Origin of the sequence: Longicatena sp. 210702-DFI.1.196 (genome assembly GCF_020563125.1) — a bacterium.
GTDB lineage: Bacteria > Bacillota_I > Bacilli_A > Erysipelotrichales > Erysipelotrichaceae > Longicatena > Longicatena caecimuris.
In genome coordinates, this window is the sequence record NZ_JAJCPX010000023.1 from 1 (window position 1) to 22,114 (window position 22,114).

27 protein-coding genes and 1 pseudogene are annotated in these 22,114 nt (G+C 40.0%); all 28 read right to left on the bottom strand.

All coding sequences use genetic code 11. From position 1 onward, the window contains the following. Positions 1–25 precede the first annotated feature (25 nt). A complete protein-coding gene (locus LI241_RS10195; protein ID WP_008689260.1) occupies positions 26–1,351 on the bottom strand; it encodes a leucine-rich repeat domain-containing protein in 1,326 nt (441 codons plus the stop codon). Next, on the bottom strand, positions 1,341–2,177 hold the full coding sequence (locus tag LI241_RS10200) for a pilin N-terminal domain-containing protein (RefSeq protein WP_008689261.1): 837 nt from the start codon (positions 2,175–2,177) through the stop codon (positions 1,341–1,343). Before LI241_RS10200 ends, LI241_RS10195 begins: the two co-directional genes overlap by 11 nt. A 10-nt stretch (positions 2,178–2,187) precedes the next feature. Then, a complete protein-coding gene (locus tag LI241_RS10205; RefSeq protein ID WP_008689263.1) occupies positions 2,188–3,039 on the bottom strand; it encodes a class C sortase in 852 nt (283 codons plus the stop codon). Further along, positions 3,036–4,616 carry a SpaH/EbpB family LPXTG-anchored major pilin gene (locus LI241_RS10210; protein WP_008689265.1) on the bottom strand — a complete coding sequence of 527 codons (1,581 nt, stop codon included), beginning with the start codon at positions 4,614–4,616 and terminating at the stop codon, positions 3,036–3,038. The genes LI241_RS10205 and LI241_RS10210 overlap by 4 nt, the downstream gene beginning before the upstream one ends. Before the next feature lie 586 nt (positions 4,617–5,202). Beyond that, positions 5,203–5,433: pseudogene (locus LI241_RS10215) on the bottom strand (helix-turn-helix domain-containing protein); the annotation flags it as partial. A 15-nt stretch (positions 5,434–5,448) separates the two neighbouring features. Continuing rightward, positions 5,449–5,907 carry a hypothetical protein gene (locus LI241_RS10220; protein ID WP_008689267.1) on the bottom strand — a complete coding sequence of 153 codons (459 nt, stop codon included), beginning with the start codon at positions 5,905–5,907 and terminating at the stop codon, positions 5,449–5,451. Between the two features lie 217 nt (positions 5,908–6,124). Next, complete coding sequence (locus LI241_RS10225) at positions 6,125–6,508, bottom strand: hypothetical protein (RefSeq protein WP_008689269.1); 384 nt, start codon at positions 6,506–6,508, stop codon at positions 6,125–6,127. 4 nt (positions 6,509–6,512) lie between these two features. Then, positions 6,513–6,827 (bottom strand): rhodanese-like domain-containing protein, encoded by a 315-nt coding sequence (locus tag LI241_RS10230; protein ID WP_008689270.1) that lies wholly within the window; start codon positions 6,825–6,827, stop codon positions 6,513–6,515. Between the two features lie 12 nt (positions 6,828–6,839). Further along, a complete protein-coding gene (locus tag LI241_RS10235; protein WP_008689271.1) occupies positions 6,840–7,190 on the bottom strand; it encodes an amino acid permease in 351 nt (116 codons plus the stop codon). A 3-nt stretch (positions 7,191–7,193) separates the two neighbouring features. Beyond that, positions 7,194–7,634 (bottom strand): peptidylprolyl isomerase, encoded by a 441-nt coding sequence (locus LI241_RS10240; protein WP_008689272.1) that lies wholly within the window; start codon positions 7,632–7,634, stop codon positions 7,194–7,196. A gap of 69 nt (positions 7,635–7,703) precedes the next feature. Further along, positions 7,704–8,669 carry an aspartyl protease family protein gene (locus tag LI241_RS10245; RefSeq protein ID WP_008689273.1) on the bottom strand — a complete coding sequence of 322 codons (966 nt, stop codon included), beginning with the start codon at positions 8,667–8,669 and terminating at the stop codon, positions 7,704–7,706. Positions 8,670–8,929: 260 nt separating this feature from the next. Beyond that, positions 8,930–10,120, bottom strand: a complete 1,191-nt coding sequence (locus LI241_RS10250; protein WP_227160451.1) for a tyrosine-type recombinase/integrase — start codon at positions 10,118–10,120, stop codon at positions 8,930–8,932. Positions 10,121–10,197: 77 nt separating this feature from the next. Beyond that, positions 10,198–10,401 carry an excisionase gene (locus LI241_RS10255; RefSeq protein WP_004613735.1) on the bottom strand — a complete coding sequence of 68 codons (204 nt, stop codon included), beginning with the start codon at positions 10,399–10,401 and terminating at the stop codon, positions 10,198–10,200. 374 nt (positions 10,402–10,775) lie between these two features. After that, a complete protein-coding gene (locus LI241_RS10260) occupies positions 10,776–11,018 on the bottom strand; it encodes a helix-turn-helix domain-containing protein (protein ID WP_082426297.1) in 243 nt (80 codons plus the stop codon). Continuing rightward, positions 11,008–11,436 (bottom strand): RNA polymerase sigma factor, encoded by a 429-nt coding sequence (locus tag LI241_RS10265; RefSeq protein ID WP_008787630.1) that lies wholly within the window; start codon positions 11,434–11,436, stop codon positions 11,008–11,010. Before LI241_RS10265 ends, LI241_RS10260 begins: the two co-directional genes overlap by 11 nt. A gap of 279 nt (positions 11,437–11,715) precedes the next feature. Beyond that, positions 11,716–11,940 (bottom strand): hypothetical protein, encoded by a 225-nt coding sequence (locus LI241_RS10270; RefSeq protein ID WP_227160450.1) that lies wholly within the window; start codon positions 11,938–11,940, stop codon positions 11,716–11,718. 19 nt (positions 11,941–11,959) lie between these two features. Next, positions 11,960–12,268, bottom strand: coding sequence for a hypothetical protein (locus LI241_RS10275; protein WP_227160449.1), 309 nt, complete (start codon positions 12,266–12,268; stop codon positions 11,960–11,962). Between the two features lie 138 nt (positions 12,269–12,406). Then, entirely contained in the window at positions 12,407–12,724 is a 318-nt protein-coding gene (locus LI241_RS10280) for a hypothetical protein (RefSeq protein ID WP_227160448.1), read from the bottom strand. Further along, the gene (locus LI241_RS10285; RefSeq protein ID WP_227160447.1) at positions 12,721–12,945 is read right to left on the bottom strand and encodes a helix-turn-helix transcriptional regulator; all 225 of its coding nucleotides are present in this window, start codon (positions 12,943–12,945) and stop codon (positions 12,721–12,723) included. The genes LI241_RS10280 and LI241_RS10285 overlap by 4 nt, the downstream gene beginning before the upstream one ends. A 111-nt stretch (positions 12,946–13,056) precedes the next feature. After that, positions 13,057–13,959 carry a conjugal transfer protein gene (locus tag LI241_RS10290; RefSeq protein ID WP_227160446.1) on the bottom strand — a complete coding sequence of 301 codons (903 nt, stop codon included), beginning with the start codon at positions 13,957–13,959 and terminating at the stop codon, positions 13,057–13,059. A 16-nt stretch (positions 13,960–13,975) separates the two neighbouring features. Then, a complete protein-coding gene (locus LI241_RS10295; protein ID WP_227160445.1) occupies positions 13,976–14,983 on the bottom strand; it encodes a bifunctional lysozyme/C40 family peptidase in 1,008 nt (335 codons plus the stop codon). Beyond that, positions 14,980–17,175, bottom strand: coding sequence for a CD3337/EF1877 family mobilome membrane protein (locus LI241_RS10300; RefSeq protein WP_227160444.1), 2,196 nt, complete (start codon positions 17,173–17,175; stop codon positions 14,980–14,982). The genes LI241_RS10295 and LI241_RS10300 overlap by 4 nt, the downstream gene beginning before the upstream one ends. Continuing rightward, positions 17,175–19,625, bottom strand: coding sequence for an ATP-binding protein (locus LI241_RS10305; protein WP_227160443.1), 2,451 nt, complete (start codon positions 19,623–19,625; stop codon positions 17,175–17,177). The genes LI241_RS10300 and LI241_RS10305 overlap by 1 nt, the downstream gene beginning before the upstream one ends. Continuing rightward, positions 19,603–20,001, bottom strand: a complete 399-nt coding sequence (locus LI241_RS10310; RefSeq protein ID WP_227160442.1) for a conjugal transfer protein — start codon at positions 19,999–20,001, stop codon at positions 19,603–19,605. Before LI241_RS10310 ends, LI241_RS10305 begins: the two co-directional genes overlap by 23 nt. Positions 20,002–20,109: 108 nt before the next feature. Beyond that, a complete protein-coding gene (locus LI241_RS10315) occupies positions 20,110–20,613 on the bottom strand; it encodes an antirestriction protein ArdA (protein WP_002323345.1) in 504 nt (167 codons plus the stop codon). Positions 20,614–20,630: 17 nt separating this feature from the next. Further along, positions 20,631–21,134, bottom strand: a complete 504-nt coding sequence (locus LI241_RS10320) for an antirestriction protein ArdA (RefSeq protein ID WP_044911833.1) — start codon at positions 21,132–21,134, stop codon at positions 20,631–20,633. Next, positions 21,053–21,349, bottom strand: coding sequence for a hypothetical protein (locus tag LI241_RS10325; protein ID WP_009290087.1), 297 nt, complete (start codon positions 21,347–21,349; stop codon positions 21,053–21,055). Before LI241_RS10325 ends, LI241_RS10320 begins: the two co-directional genes overlap by 82 nt. A 122-nt stretch (positions 21,350–21,471) precedes the next feature. Further along, entirely contained in the window at positions 21,472–22,047 is a 576-nt protein-coding gene (locus LI241_RS10330; RefSeq protein WP_009269100.1) for a YdeI family protein, read from the bottom strand. Positions 22,048–22,114: the final 67 nt, after the last annotated feature.

Genomic DNA, 22,114 nt, shown 5'->3' on the forward strand with positions numbered 1-22,114 from the left:
GATTCGTTTTATATATTTCATAATATCATGCCCCTTCCTGTGATGGTTGCCATTCAATAGTTACTGTGTCTGGTGCACCCCAAGGAGAGCCTGTAATTTCTCCTTCAGATTTACCTTGAATGATGATTTTTTCAAGACTGTCACAACTTAAGAATGCATAATTTCCTATGCTTGTTACAGAATCTGGAATAACTAAGTTACCTGTTAATCCACTACCATAATAAAATGCAAATCTTCCTATGTAATTTAGTGTTTTGGGTAAGATTAACTCACCTTTCAAATTTTCACAATAATAGAATGCCTCATATTCAATGCTCTTTATAGATTCTGGTATTTTAATACTTGTAATTGCTTTATTCATATAAAATGCTGATGATCCTATACTTGTAATAAAGTATGGTTTCTCATTATACAGTATCTCTTCCGGTATGATGACATCTCCTTCATTTAAGATGACATGCTTTCCACTTATTAAGTCTGTTACGCCATTCTTTACCATAAGCTGATCTAATGCTATTTCTCTTTGTATGACAAATGCCTCAGTTTTGCTTATCGTTTTACCGATTTCATCTTGGATCAAAGTGAATTTTAAATTGAAGACCTCTTTATCATTATTTGGAACAGTCTTTAAATCGATATGAAATTGATCTTCCGGTATCAATACCAATGATTCATCTGAATATACTTTATAAACTTTGAAGTCTGATTTTTGAATATCGGTTCCTGCTCTAAAATATTGTTTATCTGTATCTATAACAACTGTGCTTAATACTAATGATGCTTTCCCTTGGATGATCATGGCATTTTCAGATAATTTTTTGGTATTCTCGTCATTTCCAGATACCCCCGTATAATCCTTCAAATCCTTCTCGCTATCCATGCTCTCATATTCGATGCGATAGCTTCCTGCTTCTACATCCTTAGGATACACTTCTCCCTTGATGTTGATGATTGCCTGATAGCTTGCCTCTTTTTCCACTGTTCCTTCCAGCATCTTATACAAGCGTACTTCGATATGGGATACACCTTTTTCTTCCTTATCTTTCTTTTCATTCTTATTGGCATCCAAATAGATCGTTGTTTTGACTTCTACCGTCTGAACAGCTTCCTTTGTTTTTGGTGTTTCTGCTTCTTCTTTTGGCTCCTCTTTCGTTTCTTCAGGCGGTATGCTTCCTGAGAGTGCCTGCTGCGTTGGGGCATAGCTTATGCTGGATGGTTGTCTTGTTTTATCTGACTGCTCACTAATTTCTTCCCCTTTTGCTTCTTCTTTGGCAAACAACGAGGAATTCGTATTTATGAACAGCATGGAAGCTGCTAATAGAAAAGCAGTGAATCTTTTTTTATTTTTCATCACCTAATTCTCTCCCTCTCCTATGCTTATTATAGATGATATACATACCAAAACCGGATAACATGATCAACAAGACATACAGACCTCTTCTTGTCGTATCTCCTGTTTTTGTTTCCTCTGTTTCTTTCTCTGGTTCTTCTGATTTTGATGGTTCCTTTTGTGGTGTCTCTGGTTTATTGGGTTCTTTCTGCGGTTCATTGGTTTCCGGTACATTAGGTTCTTTATCGGATTGATCCGGACCTACCGGTTTATCTGGTTCAACAGGTTTCTCTGGTTCTTTGACATCCGGAGTCTCAGGATCATCCGGATCCACTGGAGGAACTGGTTTTATAGGTTCTTCATTAGGTGATGCTTTGGGTTCTATCTGCAGCATATAAGTAGGTCCTTGAATAGCATTGTTTACTTCCTCATACATTGGCAGCGTCACGATAAAAGGATCGATACTTCCATAGGCTTCCATATGAGAGGGTACAAGTAGATAGATGCCATTTTTGACATTCTCAAAAGACAGACAGCCATTCTTATCGGTCGTCTTCTTTTCAATGAGCTCTTTCCCTTCTTTTGCGGTAAGCTTTTTGGCGATCTTCTGCAATCCTTGTGCATCGCTTGGCAGGCTCATGTCATACTTGGCATCCAGTTCTGCCTTTCCATCATTGCTCATCTTTCCTACCTGATATAGCGTAAAGACCACTCCTGCTTTCTCATCCCAATCGCCGGGCAGATCTTTCAATTGGATGTTTATCCTTCCGCTGTTTGCCTGTATCGGTGTAAGCATGATTGCTAAGACCATTACCACACTCATCAACAACTGCAATTTCTTTTTCATATGCCCTTCCTCATTCTACTTTCTCTTTCACTTTCGGTTTTCTATTATATTGATATAATAAGATTCCCAATACACTTAACAAGACGATATTCACTGGTACCCACCACCAATCATAATACCAGGGCAGCCCAATGCTATTGTCTGTTTTCATTTCTTCTTTATATTCTGTTCTTTCTCCTGTTACATACAAACGATGTGAATTCACTCCATATGGTGTACATGTAATTAATGTTACCAAGTCTTTTCCTTTTTGAATGTGTAAGGCTTTAATGTCACTTGGTAAGACTATCTGTATATTATTCACTTTATAGGCCATTTTTCTTCCCAGGACCGTAATCAGAAAAATATCTCCTTTTTTTAATTCATCTAAGCTTGTAAACATCTTTTTGTTTGGCAATCCACGATGTGCTGAAAGACATGCATGTGTCGAGATCCCACCAATCGGTAAGGAAGTGCCTTCCAAATGTCCTGCCCCTTTTTGCAAAACTTCTTCTGATGTTCCATGATAAATAGGTAAAGAGACATGTAGTTTAGGAATATCAACAACTCCCATCACTCCATTATTGGCAACATTTAAAAGCTGTGTATACTTTTTCTCCATGCTATGATCTTGAGCAAAAGCATCTATGATTGAGATACCACTACCATTACTTAGTTCTTCATTATATTGTTTCGCTTCTTTAAAAAATTGTTCTTTTCTGTTTGCATCCAGCTTTGCGCTTGTATCATCATATTCAATAATGACTCCATCGTAGTTTCGTTGATTAATTAATCGTGACACAAAGGGATAATCCATGATACCTAAAAAGAACAAAAATACGAAAACGAAACAGACTGATACCATCCGCTTCGTCATCTTCATAATTCTGCCTGTTTCCTGCTCTTCTTCAACATTACAATACTTATGCCTAAGATTCCTATGCCACCAATTGCTAAGAATACCGTGATTCCCATTCCTCCTGTGGATGGCAACGTAAATCCTTTATGGTTCTCTACTGCTATATTGGCTGTTCCTGCTTCCTCATCGATATAGCTGCTATATTCTCCTGTTGTCGCATTTACTTCCTGATCGTTTACCTTCACTGTAAATCTTCCATTTGCTTTCTTCGTCGTTTCATCTTTTTCTGCTATGATCTCTACCTTGATTGCTTCTGCCAACAAGGTATATCCTGTAGGTGATGCCGTTTCCTTTAGATAATAGGTCCCTTCATCCAATTTGCCGAAAGCTATCTCACCATCTGCATTTGTGCTCTTTTCTTCCCCGATCTGTGTTTTGCCATCTTTCTCTAATAAGACGAATTTAGCACCTTGCAAAACTTGTGGTGTACCTTCTTTCGTAAATTTCTTCACATTGATCCCAAAGCTATATACATAAGCTGTTTCTTTTTCACTTGTTGTGGTGGCATTTGGCTTATGATTATATACGATCACTGCCGCATTTTCATTTCCGGCATTTCCCTGTATGGCTTTCTCCGTTACTTTCGCATAATAGGTTACTGCTACCTTTTCTCCTTTATGCGCCTTTAGGAAGGCCTTTGTGAACACGATCTTAAAATCTGCTGTCTCTTTGCTTACATTTGCTGCTGTTATGGCATAGGTCGTATCGGATGCTTCTATGACAGCATCATTCACCTTTACCGTAATTGCATGTTCGCTATCATTTTGTATTGCTAAGCCATCATCCATCGTATCCTGAATTTCGAAAACTACTTTATTCTCACCTTCAAAATAGTCATCGGTATAGCTTGGCATCAGCGTCGTTATCTGATATTGTACAAAATCTCCAATTGCTACCGAACCATCACTTTCTGCTGTGAGTTCCTTATGTATCGTCACTTTCTCATTTTTAGGTGTCGCAGTTACATCATAGACCCATTTTGTACCTGCTGCATTCTCATCCGTATAGTTATCACTGGAAGGCACGGCAATCAAAAATGGCTTTCCTGCCACATATCCATCCGGTGCAGAAGTCTCTACTACCAGATAATATCCCAGGTCAAGATTTTCAAAGGTGACCGTACCGGATGCAGGGGTTGTCATGCTTGCAGTAGCTTTTACATCTGCGGTATTGGCTGTTGCCGTCAAGGTCGTAATAAGCTTTTCCATTTCTGTAGCGGAATATGTCCCTAGTTCATCCGCCTTAATCCCCTGTAATGCTTGCGCAAAATCCGTGGTTGGTTCATATTTAGCAGAAGCATCTGCCGTTGAAGGAGTGAAGCTCATAACCTTATAGATGGCAAAGGTTGCCCCTGCTAAAGGTTGCTTATCCTTTGTCTGCTTGTTGACCGTGATACTTCCGGTTCTGTTTTCAATCGTATTCATATCGAAAACCGCTACATTTTCAAACGCTCTTAAAGAGATGCCGGATGCGATTTCTCCTCCCAGCATAGAAACAGTCGCAACTGTTGCGACCAATACCTTCCTACTTTTCCTTTTCATGTTTTCCTCCTAATCATTATTCTCTGTTATTAAAACTATTTGATGTGATGTGCCCTTATGTCATAAACACCTATATGATAAAGCCCATGTATGGGTTTTATTATGAAGTACAAATACAACCTTGTAAATATTGCTAATTAAACAGCGATAATCACATTTTATAACCTCGCATTTTATTCATAAATACCTTTCATTATCCGGATACAAATATTTATGTAGATATATAGGTTATTTTTATTATGAATAAAACACCTTATTTAATTCCTACTTACAGAATATAGAAAAAGATAACCAGTGTCAATAAATTGACAATAAATTCTAAAAAACAGAGCAATATAAATAAAAAAGCACTTTTTCACTAACCATAAAAAAGAAAACGTAAATAAAATTCCGGTAAATCACCGATAAAATATAACAATTCTTTGGTTATCTTTTTTTGCAATTAAAAAAAGCCGACCCGTATACAGATGGCTTCTTTCCTTGCTTCTAAACGCTTTTTAAATTTTCTTATTTATCCATACAATCCTTCATGCATATGCTAACCCCCATACTTCTTACAACATAAATACAAAATGAAAACAGCCATTTATATATCTTTCATCACATGCATCTGTTTGTATTCTTTAGGTGTATAGCCTGTTACTTTTTTAAAGGTTTTCGCAAAATAATTTTGATTCTGAAAACCTACCAAACTGGAAACCTCTTTGATCTTGCGATTGTTTAATAATAATTGCTTTGCCTTTTCAACGCGATACTCTGCTAAGATATTGGTAAAACTATTTTTTGTATGTTGCGATAAAAGAGAGCTGATATATTGAGGAGTTAAATCTAATTAGTTCGCTAAATCATTTAACCCGATAGAACGGTGGTAATTCTTACCGATATAAGTATACGCATCCAAAACAATCTTGTTCATTGATTTACTGTGTGATTTGATAATGGCATGGATTACATGCTTAACTTCATAACGAATGTAGGTTGCCTCATCCTGCGTGGGATTATCATAAGAGATACCATCGATTTTCTCACTTAGCAATGTCACATAATCCTTCATATCCTCACACTGGTTCATTTTATTCTGCAGAATATGAAAAAGCTTCACCAATATTTTACGTATCGCCAGAATTTCATTTGTTTCCGCCTCTTTTTGAATACGACACACAACATCCGGAAACACTTTTGCCTGATTATAACGTATTGCGTGCAAAAGAGCATCTGCCATATCATTTAAGGTGGTATCTTCTTGCTTATCTGTCAAGGCATGCTGGACATCATCTTGCTCCCATCTCATAGCTATAGTATGCAATAAAAAATATATAAAATATTAAGATAACAGGTAAATATTTCATATAAAAAGAATCATATGGATTTTTTTGTTTATCGTGCTGTATTTTCTTATATCATTATACATATTAAGTATACCATGAGATTTCTCATAAAAAAGGACTTATATATTCTAACAGCCATAAGAAAAGCCTTGCATCATCAAGGCTTAACACTTTTTTTGCTTATTTCTTTTTCCCTTTTTTTCGATCATTTGCACGCTGAACAGCCTCACGATAGTACACATCATCACGGATGCGATAAACGCTTGTAAAGCCGAATAGTTTAATCAGTACAAACATGACCAACAACAAGCTGATCAGTATGATGAAAAACATCAAACCAAAATAGAGAAATGCTGCCTGATTTGGTAATATCGTATGTAAAAAAGCTTTTATATAATCACTTGCTAAAAGAAACACGACAAACAAAATCATGTACATGCTTGTTTTGGTTTCAATATAAATTTTCTTCTGACACTTTTCACAACATACGGTGGAATTAAAGCGAAAGATAGAATAGGTGAATTCATGCCCGCAATGCGGACATCTTACGTTTGTATGAAACATATCATTACCTGCTTTCTGTATCATAAGGCCAGTGGATGATTCCGCCGATATTATAAGCATTGGCATAGCCTGCATCCTTTAGTCTTTTCACTGCCGTACGTGAGCGCTGTCCGCTGCGGCAATATACATACAATGGCTTCTCTTTAGGCAGCATTGTATAGCTTTCATGAAATCGGCTCAATGGCATGTTGATTGCCTGAGGAAGATGACCCGATGCATATTCATCCGCTTCTCTGACGTCGACTAAGACTATATCCTGATGCTCATCCAATGCCTGTTTAACCTCTTCCATCGTTTTATCGAATTTTAAGAAAAACATCTTGCTCCTCCTTTAATCCACGAATAGATAGCCGCAGAAAATATATAGCATGTTCATATAAAAGGCATCAATTCCAATCAAAGTGAATACATTTTGCATAATTGGCAAAGTAAAATACCCCAATTGCATAAAAAGCATCAAAATCACCACAAGGATTGCCACAACTTTTTTAAACACGGCATTGCTGCGTTTCTTACGGCTCTTATTTAAGGAAACACCAAAGAGGAATAAGGCACTGACAATGAGGATAACCATTAAGGTATGCACAAAGCTTCCATGCAGATAGGTTTCCAACAAGCGGGAAAGAAATGCGGATAAAACGATGATCAACAGTGGAAACCCAAGACGTTTCACATCTTCCATCGTTTAGTTTTCCTCCAATAAAACAACCTGCTTCATGACATCGCCATTGCGCATTTGACGTACTGCGCCCATATTATCTGTCACTTTACCAAATACGGTATGCACACCATCTAAATGTGGCTGTGGGCAATGACAGATGAAGAACTGACAACAACCGGTATCTTTACCACGATGTGCCATGGACAAGCTTCCTTCTTCATGACGGTGAGGATTATTTGCTGTTTCACAAGGAATCGTATATCCTAAATCCCCTGTACCATTTCCATAAGGGCAGCCTCCCTGTGATACGAAGTTTTTAATGACACGATGGAATGTCTTCCCATCATAATAACCTTCTTTCATCAATTTCACAAAGTTTTCGACAGTGATAGGTGCATCATCCGGATATAATTCAAAAGGAATCTCCGCACCATTTTCCATCACAATTTTACCATGTAATAACATAATCAATTCGTCCTTTCTTACTCATTTTTCTTACCTACTATACAATAAATAATGATAAATTACAACTGCCTATACAAGCAGAACAACCTGTTTACTATTGATTAGGCGAATCCTTCTGCCTTTAAAGATTTCATTGCCAAATACCCCATCAAAAGTAAAGCCGTTAAATAAATCACAGCGCCCACTCATCGTATCCTTTAAAGTGATAGCACCACGATCTAAGGTCACCTGTAGCTGTTCCACAATTTTCATTGGGAGTTTTTCAAATCCATGCACCCCAAAGCCCATAGCATGGCCTTCACAGATGATTTGCAGCTGTTCCTTTTCGATGAACTGATCAGAAAGCCAGCTCACTTTAGAACCACTATCAAAGCCGAAAAGGGCAATTTCTTGATTCTTCTTCTGACATAAAAAAACCGGAAAACTCCCCATGATCATATTACGACAAGGAAAACGGAACTTATTTTTAACGACTTTAAACTGTTTCGCAATATCATCCATTTCAAAATCAAGCTGTGATAAAACATCCCAGCCGATAATACCATCAAATCCCATCAGATCGATGTTTCCAAAACGCATGGCAAAGTCTTTCTCATCCAGTATGACCATCGGCATATGATGATATTGCAAAGCGCCCATACGCAGTTGTTTCACGATGCAGCCACTTAAAGCTTTCTCTTTTCCGCCAATACTGCCGATTCCGATTCGTCCGGTGGCAGGTATGGCTTCAACTTTTTTTACGCAAGTCGATCTCAGCCCACTGATTTGTGCCCCCGTATCTATTAAAAAGGTACATGAAATCTGATTCACCTCAACCGGTATTGCCAAAAGGCCAAATAAATTACGTTTCATCGGTATTGAAAAAGATTCTTGAAACAGTCGCCGATCGACCATATACGACTTTTGTAAAATGGCTTCCTGCGCTTGTCTACAACCATTTAAAAATGTGGGTGTTAAAATTTTATTTTGTAGGTTGTCATAGGTTGCTTTGTCTATGAAAACCGGTGGGCAGGTTCTTGTTTTGCATCTATGCATGTCATCACTCCTGTATGTATGATTATAACATATCTTACGTAAAACACTTTGTTTTATGAAGGCTTTTCCCTTACTTTTTACATTTAAAAACTTACTAAATTTCTGATTATCTTTTCATAAGTTGGTAAATGCCGATATATCCCGTATTTTAAGGCTTTATCGGTATTTTCTTTTTGGAAGATACCTTGCATAAGCTGGCATTTACCAGCATGAAAATGCAACCAAAAGTAGTAAATGAGTAGTAAATATAAGCTCCGATATTAACAAGCCAGCCTTTCCAGTTCTGCTTTTGCAGATTGAAATGTACCGTGTGCATAATAGCCGAGTGTCATGGTTATGTTAGCGTGTCCCATGAGATATTGCAGAGTGTTTGGGTTCATTCCTCTGTTTGCCATATTCGTACAATAAGTATGTCTGAATGAATGTGGTGTGATGTTCGGTAACTTATCTGTGTGATACTTGTTATACTTCTTAATCAGTCCTCGCACCATGCCCTCATAGTTTCCTGCAACTTTAGGCAAGCCCTCACGGTTTAAGAATAGGAAATTGCTGTAACCACCTACAATCAACGGTTGTGCTTTTCCTCTGTTCTTTAGTATTCTTTGGATTGCTTGATAAGCCCGTTCTGTCAATGGAAGTTCCCGTTTTCCGTTTTTGGTCTTTGGTGTTTCAATATAGTAGCCTATTTCGCTGTCTTTCAATAGCTGGTGGTCTATATTGAGTATTCTGTTCTGCATATCAATATGTGTCGTCAGTCCGCAAAATTCAGAAATACGAAGTCCCGTTTCCAGCAGAAGCACAACCTCATCATAATACTTACTGTAAATTTTATCTGTTTCCATAAAGGCAAGCAGGCGTTCTTCCTGCTCTGGTGTAAGGATAACTTTCTGCTCCGTATCATCTTCCAGAACATCACTTAGCTTAAATTCAAACGGGTTCTTTCTGATACAGTCGTCTTGTATTGCCATGTAAAATGACGCTTTCAAGGAACGCTTATAGTTATCAATCGTTTTATAGGCATATCCTTTTTCACTCATTCTGATAGCCCATTCTTTAGCGTCCGACTGTTTGACGGTATCAATCGCCCTCATACCCAACGGGTCATTTTTTAGAGCGTTCATAAGATACTGTCGTCCCTTTTCAGTAGCCCTTTTGATGTTCTTTCTTTGGCTGTTCTTCTTGTCGTAGAGCTGGCAGACTGTCATTTTACCGCCTGCTGTGTCGATACCGTCGTTAAGGTCTTTTTTAATCTGTGCTTCTTTTTCCCTCAACGATATATCATCACGCTTTCCAGCAGGTGTCTTGTCTGTAGGTACAAGTTTCCAAGAATAGATAAATTGTGGCTTTCCGTATATATCGGTATATTTATAAACGTATCTTCCGTCTTTTCGCTGGCTCTCTCCATTACGCAAATTGCGATTTTTACTGTCTTTTCGTTTTACATTAGACATAGTGTAAAGCTCCTTTCCGTCATGGAATGAGCCGTGATACGCTACATTTATTATACCATATCTACGGCTCAATGACATTAGATTTCGTCCAATGTATCTATGATTTTTTCAAATTGTTTTCGCTTAATCTGAATACGATTACCGTTCACGATAACCCAGCCAGCGTCAATATTTTCTTCGGCTAATTTACGCAATTTCTTTTCGCCAATGCGGAAGTATTTAGACGCTTCTTCAATCGTCAACGTATATTTTTCCCAGATAGGCACATCAGTATTGTTCATAATCTATGCACCCCCTTTACTGTGTGTCATTTTTTACAAGCAGACAGACGGCTTTGGAAAGCTCCATTAGTATCTCAACTATTCCCATTCTTGTGGGCAGAACCGCACCATGCGGACGTATCATTATCCTGTGAGGATAGGTCGTGGCAAAACGACTTTTCCAACAGTCGCTCTCGGATCACTGCGTGGGTCGCTCGCTTTCTTTTGAAAAGGTCGTGGCGTACAGTCCCCGTGGCTCGCTATCTCACAAACGTATCTGTCTGCTTTATTCAGTTGTCAAAGAGCTGTGGCGAAAGCGTGTTGCTTTCATGTAAAAGCAGGGGCAGAGCAGGAAAGAGGGGATTGAACAAATCATGCTCTGCGGTTACTGCTTGTTATTCTTCGGTTTCTAAAGAAATATCAAAGTCCAAAATCATTTTGATAAGTGCTTCTCTGATACGTCCCTTTAATTCCATGTCTACGACTATGCAGACATTACCATATCTGTCATAGAATGGACGCAAACAACATTTTGATATGTACGGGTCATAAAATGCCAGTATCTTTTCAATCGAATTTACGTTGCCGTCCACAGCCGACGAGATAAGGTAAAATGACGGGCGTGTGTTATTCATCATTCATGTTCTCCTTTAACTTTTTCTTGATTTCTTCAAGTGAGTTCTTCCTACTGCGGAACGACGTTGAACGGTTAATCTTTAATCTGTCGCCGATTTCTGTATCGCTCATGCCTAAGAAGAAATACATCAACAAGATTTCTCTATCTTTTTCAGACAGATACTTAATCGCTTCTGCTAAATCATCATCAAGGACACGAACCTCAATACCACATACATCAAAGGCGGTATAATCGCTTTCGTATTCGTCCCAGACTGCCAGCTTTTCCACGACGATTTCTGGAAGTTCACAATAGGAAATTTCCTTATTTCTTCGTCGCTTTAATTCTTTGCGATAATTACGGACAATGCCTTTTACTACACGTTTGAGCTTGCAGTCAAATTGACATTGTATTGTCTTTTGGAAGTCCGACGGTTTCATATCATCACACCCCCTTTCCGTTATGACGTGAAAAGTGTTTATCCCTCTTTCCGCACCATATCTGTACAGCAAGGTGTGATTTGTTGCATGATTTTGAAAAAAAGTGAAAAAATTTTTTCGGGTACAAAAAAAGCCCGCACAAAACATATAGTCTGTACGAGCTATTAAAGCTGTGAGATATTCAGTTGTTGATAAAATGCTGTTAGGTAGTGTATGATTGTATAGAATTTCGCTTAAAATGTTCCATAATACAATCCCCCTTACAGCACTTGTTTTGTATTACACTTTTGTCTTTTTGGTAATCTTGTAAATATATTCTTCTGGTGTAGGGCGTTTATTTCCAAAATACTTTCTGAAATTCGCCTGCACTTCTGAGTCGGTGCTGTTCATAGCTTCATCAATCGTCGCTTCTATATCAGCCCAAACATCAGCCAATGATACACCGCCAGCTTTTGCACCAGCTTTCAATGCTTTTTTTATATCTCGCTTTTTTAAGATAGCCATAATACAACACCGTTCCCTTTTATTTTATAAGTAATTGAATAATGGTTACAAATACCCAAATGAAAAACAGAACACCGTCCAGCTTAGCAACCAAATTCAAGACTTTGTTTTCTATTTTTTCTACTCCGCATATAGCATTAAAATTCATCAATGAAAATGCTAAAATCAATAAAGAGTAATTTGATAAATTGTTACTATTACCATTATAAAGGGCAAAAGCATATCCAGCCCAAAAAGGAAGTAACGCAACTAAAGTAAAGCCTTTTAGAAACTTCATGTCTTTTCTTTCGCTTGAAAAATAATTTTTTGCTAAATGTTTGTCTGCCATAATCGCAACTCCTTTCAAAATTGTTGGAAGTTATCTTCCTCTTTCATTATAATTTTTTTCAATCAGAATGTAAAGTATTTTTTACTATTTGTTATCAAAAAATCATGCTTACATTGTAACAAGCATGAAATTTTTTTACTATTCAATTTTCTTATAGATTAAGATTGCGACAACCTGTACTGTCAACACAATGTCGTATATCCATTGAATAGCACAAGCCATTGTTATGAAATCAACTATTATATACATTGATAGCTGTGCATAGACATTGATTAAAATGATAAATAAAATTGTTGAGATAACACTTGCTTTTCCAACGATTGCTCGTCCTCTTTCATCTCGTGAACTTTTCACAAAGAACAAAACAATTACAGCAATTGTAAGAGGTAGGCAATACCACATACCTATCTTAAATACTGTCATATTACTTAAAATCGATTTTAATAGTTCAATCATTTTTCTGCCTCCTCAAAATCAAATAAATCTTCAATCGCTACATCAAATACTTTTGCAATGCTATATGCCAGCAACATGGACGGATTGTACCTATTTCTTTCGAGCTGTATAATGGTCTGTCGTGACACTCCTACAAGGTCAGCAAGTTCTTGCTGGCTCATTCGCTTTGTAGCCCTATAAACGTGTATCTTGCTATCAAAAGAATATTTTTGTTTCGCCATTTAGTCACCGCCTTATTTCAAATTCAGCTTATTATAACATATTTCTTACTTTTTGTGCGGAATTTCTGAAAAACGTGTAAATCAGTACCGAAATATACATCTTACCATAATTTAGCCTACAATCTTCCAGTTGCTATCTTTATGTAGCACAAGCTCATACTGCGATACTTGCGTTGCCTTTGTCTGATTATCAAGGAATTTCACGGCTACTTTGACTTTCACATTGTCCCCGTCCTTTGTAAAGATAGGGTTTACCAATTCAGAATAAAGGTAGTCCCTGCCGATAGGTTCAATCACATTTCCAGTTACATAATAAGCAAGTTCTTTTTCTGTGGCTGTTGGATAGAGCTTAAAGAATGTTTCCAGAAATGTGGTAGCGTCATTAACGGTATCAGCGTCTACGCTTGCGTCTGCTTCTGGTGTCTTAGGCTCATAGTCTGATTTTTCGATTGCTGGTGCAAGGGTAGGGTTCTGAACGATTACCATATCCCCGTCAGCGTCTACATGGACTTTTACGGTATAGGTTGCCTTGACATTTCTTGTCTGTTCGCCCTCTTTTATCTGCTGATCTACTTCGTAGGTAGCAGAAAAAGTGTCCGTTCCCGATTGCTCGATATGCCACACAATCACATTTGTAACTGTGGAGCTGGTCGGTATATCGGTTCTAATGGTATCTACATTCAAGTCCTGCAATTCCTTTGTCAGATAACCGTTGATTGCCTGCGTCCTTGCTTCAATCGCTTCTTTGCTATTATTCCATGTGTAGTAGGACTTCGCAAAGTTCTTCACGAAATTTTCTATCCCGTTGGTGTCCTGCAAGCGAAACTCAATGATTTCTTTTTCATGGGTGGTGTGCTGGTCGATAGCCGTAAAATTCTTATACACCCCAAAGCTCACGCTTGCGACAAGCACCACCCACAACGCAATCACGGTTTTCTTATGTGTGCCTACCTTGACAGTACGCACCTTTTTTTCTTTGACATTTTCTGTCTGTTTCTCATTCTTCTTAAACATATTTTTCAAGTCCTTTCTATTGTTTTACTCGTCCTGCACCGATTAAGTGCTGTTGCCAGTAACTACTGCTTAGGTCTGCATATCCTATCGGGTCGCCTGCATGGTACATCTGGTTATTTCCTACATAAATTGCAACGTGCGTTACATAAGTACCAGCGTTATAGGTGGAATGGAAAAACACCAAGTCCCCAGCCTTTGCCTGCGAGAGTGGCAGATGTTGGGTAGCGTCATACTGTGCTTGTGCCGTTCTCGGCAAGGAGATACCAGCTTTTTCATAGCACCATTGCGTCAGTCCCGAACAGTCAAAGGAAGTCGTAGGAGAAGAACCGCCATACACATATTTCCAGCCTTGATACTTCAATGCTTCATTCATTACCTTTTGTGCCAGTTCTCCCGATACCTGCGGAACAGTTAAATACTGATTGACTAATTCGACGTAAAATTGATTGCCATACTGATACCGCCAACCCCCGTTCTTCGCAACGGCTATCGGGTTGGTGTAGGTTACTTTCTTTCCACCCGATTTCTCACGGGCGAAGCTCTCTGCAAGATTGTAGGTATGTTTCTTTCCTTTTCCTGCCACATATCCTACATAGCCACCGCCATAGTTATAGGACTGTATCGCTACATTCAAATCGTCGATACCTTGATTTTTGCAGGAAGAAAGCAGGGACGCAAAATACTTACACCCCTGCTTGATTGAGCTTTCTGTATCTAAGGAATTAGGCGGTAAACCAAGACTTTCTGAACTCTGCATAACATCTTCTGCCGTACCGCCACTTTCTACTTGAATGATAGCCAGTAGCACATGGACATACTCGGAGATACCGTTTTCTCTGGCGTATTTTTCTACCATAGGTTGATGTTTCAAAACCTCTGCGGATAAATTCATACCCGTAATGCCAGAAGAAAAGTTGCTGTTTTCGTCGTCGCTGTCCGCACTAATGAGGACACCAAAGAAAAGCACCAGAGAAAAGAGGATAGGAAACAGACTGCCAATGATAGCGATATGTTTCAGTTTCATTTTTTCTTCTGTCCTTTCTTCGTTACAAGGTTACGGGTTTTCTCTGTGGTCTGCTGGTTCTTCTGGACACTCTGCGTCTGTTGAACCTTTGTCCTGCGGTCTTTCGTGTAATTCTGTCGTGTTTCCTGTGATACCACTTTTTCTACATTCTGCCTATGTACTTGCTGTGTAGGCTGGGTCGCTTTCTTATCAGAAGCACCAGAAGATAACGGACGCTCTTTGATAACAGTTGTCTTGACTGGCTCACTTATCTTTGAAGTGGTCGCTGTGGCAGGACGTTTGACTTCCTGCATTTTTTCCATGCTCGGCTTTGGAATGGTTGAAGCTGTGGCTGGTCGCTCATGGGGACGGGTAGCTCCCATTGTCGCTGATCCGTCCGTCTTTCGCTGTGCCTGCCTTGCTTCTTGTGCCTTTTGAAGCTCCATACGCTTGTCAGCGATATTCTGTCTATGCTGTTCCTGCTTTTCTAAGCGTCCCGACTGTCTGGACTGCTGTTCCTGCACCATGCCACGCTTAAAGTCGGACACGCTGGACTTTGCCTTTTCCTTTGCGGAATACACCGCATAAGCGGTCTGTGTCGGCATATCCTTGATATTTTCTTTGACAGCATTTGCCTTGTCTTTCACTTTATTTTTTGTATCTAAGACAGCACCCACCTTTGAGCCTGCACGTTGTCCCATGCTGGAAGATGTATTACCCCGACTGTCTTTTGTAGCTGTGTTCCTTGTCGGTTTTCTGTTTGAAATCGTGCTACCTGCCACCGCACCAGCGACACCGCCAGCAGTAACCGCACCAGCAAGCCGTCTTTCCATACGCCTAGCCCTATGTGCCAAGTATAGATATGGTCTGCGGAATATCCTGCGTCCCATGCTTTGACTGTCGTTAGCGTTCAAAGAGAACATACTCATTAAATCGCCCAGCTTCATATAAATACCAGCGAAACATACTATCTGCAAGAATGCTACCATAAAAAACGGATAGTCCGTGGAGATGTTATAAAACATACTGGAAATGCTGAACGCCACCGTTACAATGAGCGTTATTCCTGCCCGTGTCATTATGGTATTAAACACCCTCACGATTGCCTGCTTTGCCATGCTTTCATAACTCGGTATCATGGAAAGTAGAAAGCTGATAGGTAAAAACATTGCAAAGATAATAAAAAGTATCTGGCTAAATAACATCATGCCCGTAAGCAAAAATACAAATATCGTTATCCCTAAGTTGAAGAACAGTAGGAAGAACACCATACCTAAACGGTTCACGACTTGCGGTATCGTTAGATTGTTGTTGTCATTGTCCTCGATTTCTGTTTTCACGACTTCCTCTCTGGTTTTCCCGTCCTCGTCCTCTGGGCTTGCCGATACAAGAGCTTCCACACGGTCTGCCCCGATTTCTTCTGCGTTGCTGTTACCGAATTGCAGAAGTAGCCACGGCTGTTCCACTTGAATAGAAAATAAGCTGTCCCGTATCAAGTCTACGCTGTCCTTGCCCTCGCTGTCAGAGTTAGGGAGCATGATTTTTGTTCCCAAGTCAAGTGAAGCGGTACTGATGTCTGATGAAAACTCATTTATCTTCTTGATGTAGTCGGGAGCATAGGCAATAAAAGAAGCTGACAGCACGAACACCACAAGAAAATTGATAACAGCGTGAAGTGACTTGCTGGTTTCCCGTTTTATCAGTCCCGTATAAGCAACATACATTCCCACCACTAAGATAATGAGAAGCAGGAAACCGACATAAAAGCCCGTGGAAGAAAAGCCGTTCTCGGTTACACCTGCAAGGGTCTGTATGCTCTTTCCGATACTGTCTGCCATATCGTTGATGAAGTCCAGTTTATAGGCTTCCTGCACCACATAACCCGTTGCATTGCTTAAATAAAGGCTTATCGTCCAGACAAAATTGGTAATGCAGTAAAGCCCGTACTGTACCGATTTTCCAATCCCGTCCAGCCAGTTCCACGGCAACCACGACCAGCTATTATCCACATAAAAATCAAGCTGGTAGTTGGAAAGGGGATATTTGGAATAAAGATTTTCTGCGTTTATAGTATCGTCCACAAGCCCCGTCGCATGAGCCACCGTTCCCAGAAGTGAAAGCAGGATAAGGGAGAGTGCCACCACGAACAGAGCCATTTTGAGAACGTGGAAAATCTTCTTTTTTGTGAACGCACCTTTTATCCTTTCTTTCATCACTCCACCTCATTTCTTTGTACGGGCGGTCTGGTATCAAAGGCGTGTAGCAGTTCTTCAAAGACTGGGTGTATCTGTACCACACCGACACGCCCGTATAAGTCCTGCAATAAGCATTGTCCGTTCTCCAAATCACGAAGCCGTTTCTGGTTGTTTTCGTCGTCCTTGTCGATACCGAAAAATTCTAAGGTCTGTTTTATCTCGTTGATGTCCGTACTTCTAAATGCGAATTTCAAGCCGATATTGTTTTTCAGACTTTCTTTTGACACGTCCCCAGAGGATTGCGTAACGAAATAAACGCCTGCCTGCATAGCCCGTCCAGCACGCACCAGCTTATTTGATAAGGTTTCTCCTTGTGCCACGTTTAAGAACGCCCACGCTTCGTCAAGGTCTACAATCTTAAAAATACTTCTGTCCGAATGGATAAAATCAAGGGCAAAGGTACTAATCACAATCAGCATAGACACCGACAATAATTCAATGGTCGTGTATTCCTCAAAGGTCGTGTCCTTATCTGGCAGTACAAGGTCAGCTACTTGAATGATATTGAGCTGGTTATCCAGACTGATAGCATTTTCTACCGTACCGTCTGAAAACAGCAGGTGTGCAAAGTCGTAGTCCGTGAAGCTGTCGATATGGTCTGCGATATTTCTTGATATGGGCGTATCTTCACGGCGTAGCTCGTCTATCACATGGAGCAAGCCCCGACTGTCACTCTGGGTAACGGAGCGAACCGCTTTTCGTAACACGGGGAATTTTTCGCCGTCCCTAGAGGAAATACCCGTTAAAAATGTCAAGATGTCGATTGCCAGACTTTCAGCGTCTTTTACATTCTTCATAATCACGAATGGGTCAAGAAGTCCTGCATTGTCTTTGTCGCTGGTAAGATTTACGATATTGATTTCATGGGCTATCTCTGAGAGCGTTTCTTTCCAGTTGCCACGCTCTGATTTTGGGTCTAAGATAACCGCTTGACCGCCAAAGAGAACAGAGTAGTACACAAGAAGATTGTTGCAGAACGACTTTCCACCGCCAAGCGAACCGACAAAAGCAGAAGCAAGGGCGTTGGTAACTGTACCTTTCACACCTTGACTGGCAAGGGACGGTTGCAGGTACACATTTCTTCCCGTATCAACGGAATAGCCCATATAGATACCCGTAGTTTCCCCTAACTGCTGTGTCGCACCAAAACCAAGCCCTGCCAAGAAGTCTGATTTTACATACTGCACATAATCATTGATATATCGCTTGCTGGCAGGAAGAAATTCAGAATGAAGCCCCAGCATATCCCCAGCAGGACGCACCAGCTTTACATTGAGGTCATCGTAAAAGTCCTTGACTTCATCACAACGGCGTTTCAGCTCGTCAAGATCGGGTGCAGACACCCGTATCACGTAGCTTAACTTATACATACTTTCTTTGCTCTGGTCTAAATCGGTTTCCAGCTCGTCCACGCTGTCTAATGCGTCCACCACATTTGAGCTGGTTTCACTTCCTGCTTGATAAGCGTGATTGTCAAGGTCTTTCAATTCCTTTTTCTTATTGCGGACGGTTGTTAATGCTTTTCGGTTCTCCACGATTTCTACATTCATAGAAGTATCAACGGGGAATGTGAATTGCTGTTGCTGGAAATAGAAGATTTCACTTGACGGAAAATCAAGCTCCCCGACAATCGCATTGACAGTAAAATAGGACACATAACTTTCCTTGTCCTCATGTTCCAATCTTAAATACCGCTGACTTTCCTCAATCACACACCTTGTCGGACGGATAAGGTCGTAGTATTTTATCAGCGTTTCTTTCTGTAATTTCTTCTTCGGTAGCTGGTATTCATAATCTTCATAGGCGATACCGTCCCTGCCGTAAAGATGTTCCATGAGATACCCAAAATCGTTGATTTCCAAGCGACGCACCTTAAAACGACGGGAGATTTTATTTTCCAGTAACTTTTCCATTTTCATGTAACGGTTGATTTCATCATTCGGCATGGAAACAAAGTCATTCATCAGCGTGTGGTTCACTTCATGGAGAAATTCCGTGAACGTCAGCCACGCCGATTTTTTGATGTTCTTCAGATTGAGCTGTTCTTCCGTAACCATGAGCTTAAAGCCAAGAAAAAAGCGGTAGTCCACTTGATTGTCCCCAATCATAGATACTAACGCTTCGGTCTGTTCGTCTATCTTCTGATAGGCAACTTCCTTTAATTTTCCAGTTACCAGCTTCTTTGACTGCTCCTGCATACTGCGGATTGAGCTTTCTGTGGCAATCTGCAACGCATGAATTTTACCCTCACGGGACTGTGCGATTAGCTGTCGAAAGCTGTCATGCACGATAAATTTCTGCTCTGCGGATAAGAAAGAATAGTTATACGGTATCAGCTCATAGTAGGCGAATACCTCATTGTCCTTGTTCCAGACAAGGTTATTGTCAATATATTTTATCGGGAACATAGTTCACACTCCTTACTGCCGTGATTGTTTCATTCAAGGTCTGCTTATGCAGTTTTACGGCTTTTCCTGCATAAGTGATTTTAGGTCGCAGGGCATAGGTTATCTGTGATTTCAAAAAGCTGTACGGCTTCTTTCCGTCAAAGGTTTTCTGCAACATAAACCAAGTGAGAGCAACAGGAATACCGAAGTATTTGAGAAATGCTCCCTCAATCATGGAAAGTGGAGGAATATCCCCAAACAGAATGATGATAAATTCCGTAATCACAAACCATGTAATCTGTGTAAAAGTAACGGGAAAGGGTAAGTTAAAGTCATTGATTGCATACAAGACTTTTTCCACGTTCCAGATACCTGTATAAGATTTAATCTTTTTCAAGTTCTTTCAGCTCCTTTCAAAATAGAAAAGGACAGCCATTTTCAGACTGTCCCTTAAAAGAGAAATACGCTGTCAGTAGCAACAATGCTTGTTGCTGATCTTCCAGCGTTAGTATGGTATCTCGCACATACCTCGGCTTGTTTCAATAAAGCAACCGCCCATATCCAAATCTCGCCCGTAGGCTTCATAGTCAATGTAGTTCTGTAAGCTGGGTGGAATATCCCCAAGTGCCTGCAATTCGTCTATGTAGTAGTAGGCAACGTCTGTCATGGTTTCACAGTCGGGATAATAATAAATATCGTCCTTGTGTTCCACGACTTCTTCCAGCGTCCCGTAGTGGCTGATAAATTCGTCCAGACACTCTACGATATAGTCGGGAAGTTCCTCTATCATTTCATACATCTCATTGAGTTCTTCAATGGAAACATACTCGCCAATCGCAATCGGGAAGTTGTCGGTATCATGGATTGCGTATTCCTCATACTGTTCATTCAAGCCGATTTTTTCTTTCACATCTTCTTCGTCAATGGGGAACGTGAACCAAGCACCGACTAAATAACCCTCATTGTATTTACCAAGATTAGCAATATAAACCGCCATATCATCAATCATAAGCACCACCTCATTTCCTACTCTGGCAGTTCAAAGATACCGTGTTCTGTTACTAAAAATTTCCCGTGTTCCTGCAAGTGAGAAGCGTAGGCTTCAAAATCAAAGTAATATTCTTGACAGTCCTCGGACAGATGTTTGAACGTCGGGTCGTTCATCAGCTTTTGCCTTGCAACATCTATCATGCTTTTGCAGTCGGGATAAACCGTAATCACATTTCTGCAAATATAAAGTGCTTCTAAATTTTCATACACCGTAAGTAGTGATACATATTCTTCCTGCATATCACTTGAAAGCTGGCGGTACATAAAATCTAATTCGTTGAGCTGATACACGCTTGTATGTTCGTGGACTTCATCAGCAAAAGGCAACACCTTTTCGATAATGCGGTAATCCCCACTTTCTGCACCGACACCTAACTTTTCTTCAAACTCTGCAACATCTATCGGCAGGTCAAACCAGTATGATATTGTTTCTTCGCCAGTTGTTCCTCTCGTTTCCACCAGCACCCTTGTTTCCTGCATTGTTCCTCACGTCCTTTCTGTTGTTTCATCACATCTTTTATGGTCTGGTACGACATACCAAACACATACTTTGAAAAATCTTCTAACTGTCTTTCTTCATAGTCGGCAGGGTTCAGTCGTTTCATTTCCTGCCATACCTTACGCTTGTAAGAGGGCAGGTCGGAAATGTATTCACAGCCGACTTTTGCCTGCATATCCTTAAAAATATCGTTCATGTCATCACTCCAATCTGAAATTTTGGTAAGAAAAAAGCAGTCAATCCTAAGACTAACTGCTTTGTGTGTATGGATATGAAATTGTCAAACTGTAATTTTCCTGTTACACAAACTGAGAGCTGTCATTCTGTAAGCAGTCGCCCATTATCATTCCATTCGCCATACATAACTCCCGCTTTTGTGTTATCTAAAAGCTTCTGTAAGCGACTCTGGAACAATTCCGGCTGCTTTTTCTTAATTTGAATTGTATCAATTCTCACACGCTGATAAAGTGGCGGAAAACTTTGAAAATTCGCCCAAACCTCTGCGTCCGCTTGAAGTGCATTCAAAATATCTTTATCAATCACAAATCCCTTCTCACTCATATCCGGCAATACAGCACGACCGGCGTCTGTCATTCGTCCTAATCGTTCCATTCTGCGACAGCGTTCTTTGTTCAATTCAGACCATAAACTTCCCTTTCTTCGAGGAGCTAATCTTTGTGCTGTAACTCCGTTATCCATTTTCTTTGTTGTGCTGTCAATCCAACCAAAGCACATTGCTTCTTCAACTGCGTCTATATACCAAAATGTTTCATCATCAACAGGACGCCCACGCTTTACAACTACCCAACATTCAGGTTCTTTATTATAATTTTCCAAAAGCCATTGCCGTAACTCATCACGATTTTGTACATTCAATAAATTTCTAAATTCCATTCGCTTTATCTCCACAACTTCTTATTTGTCCGTTTCTTCATATCCATATTATACCATTCTCATATCA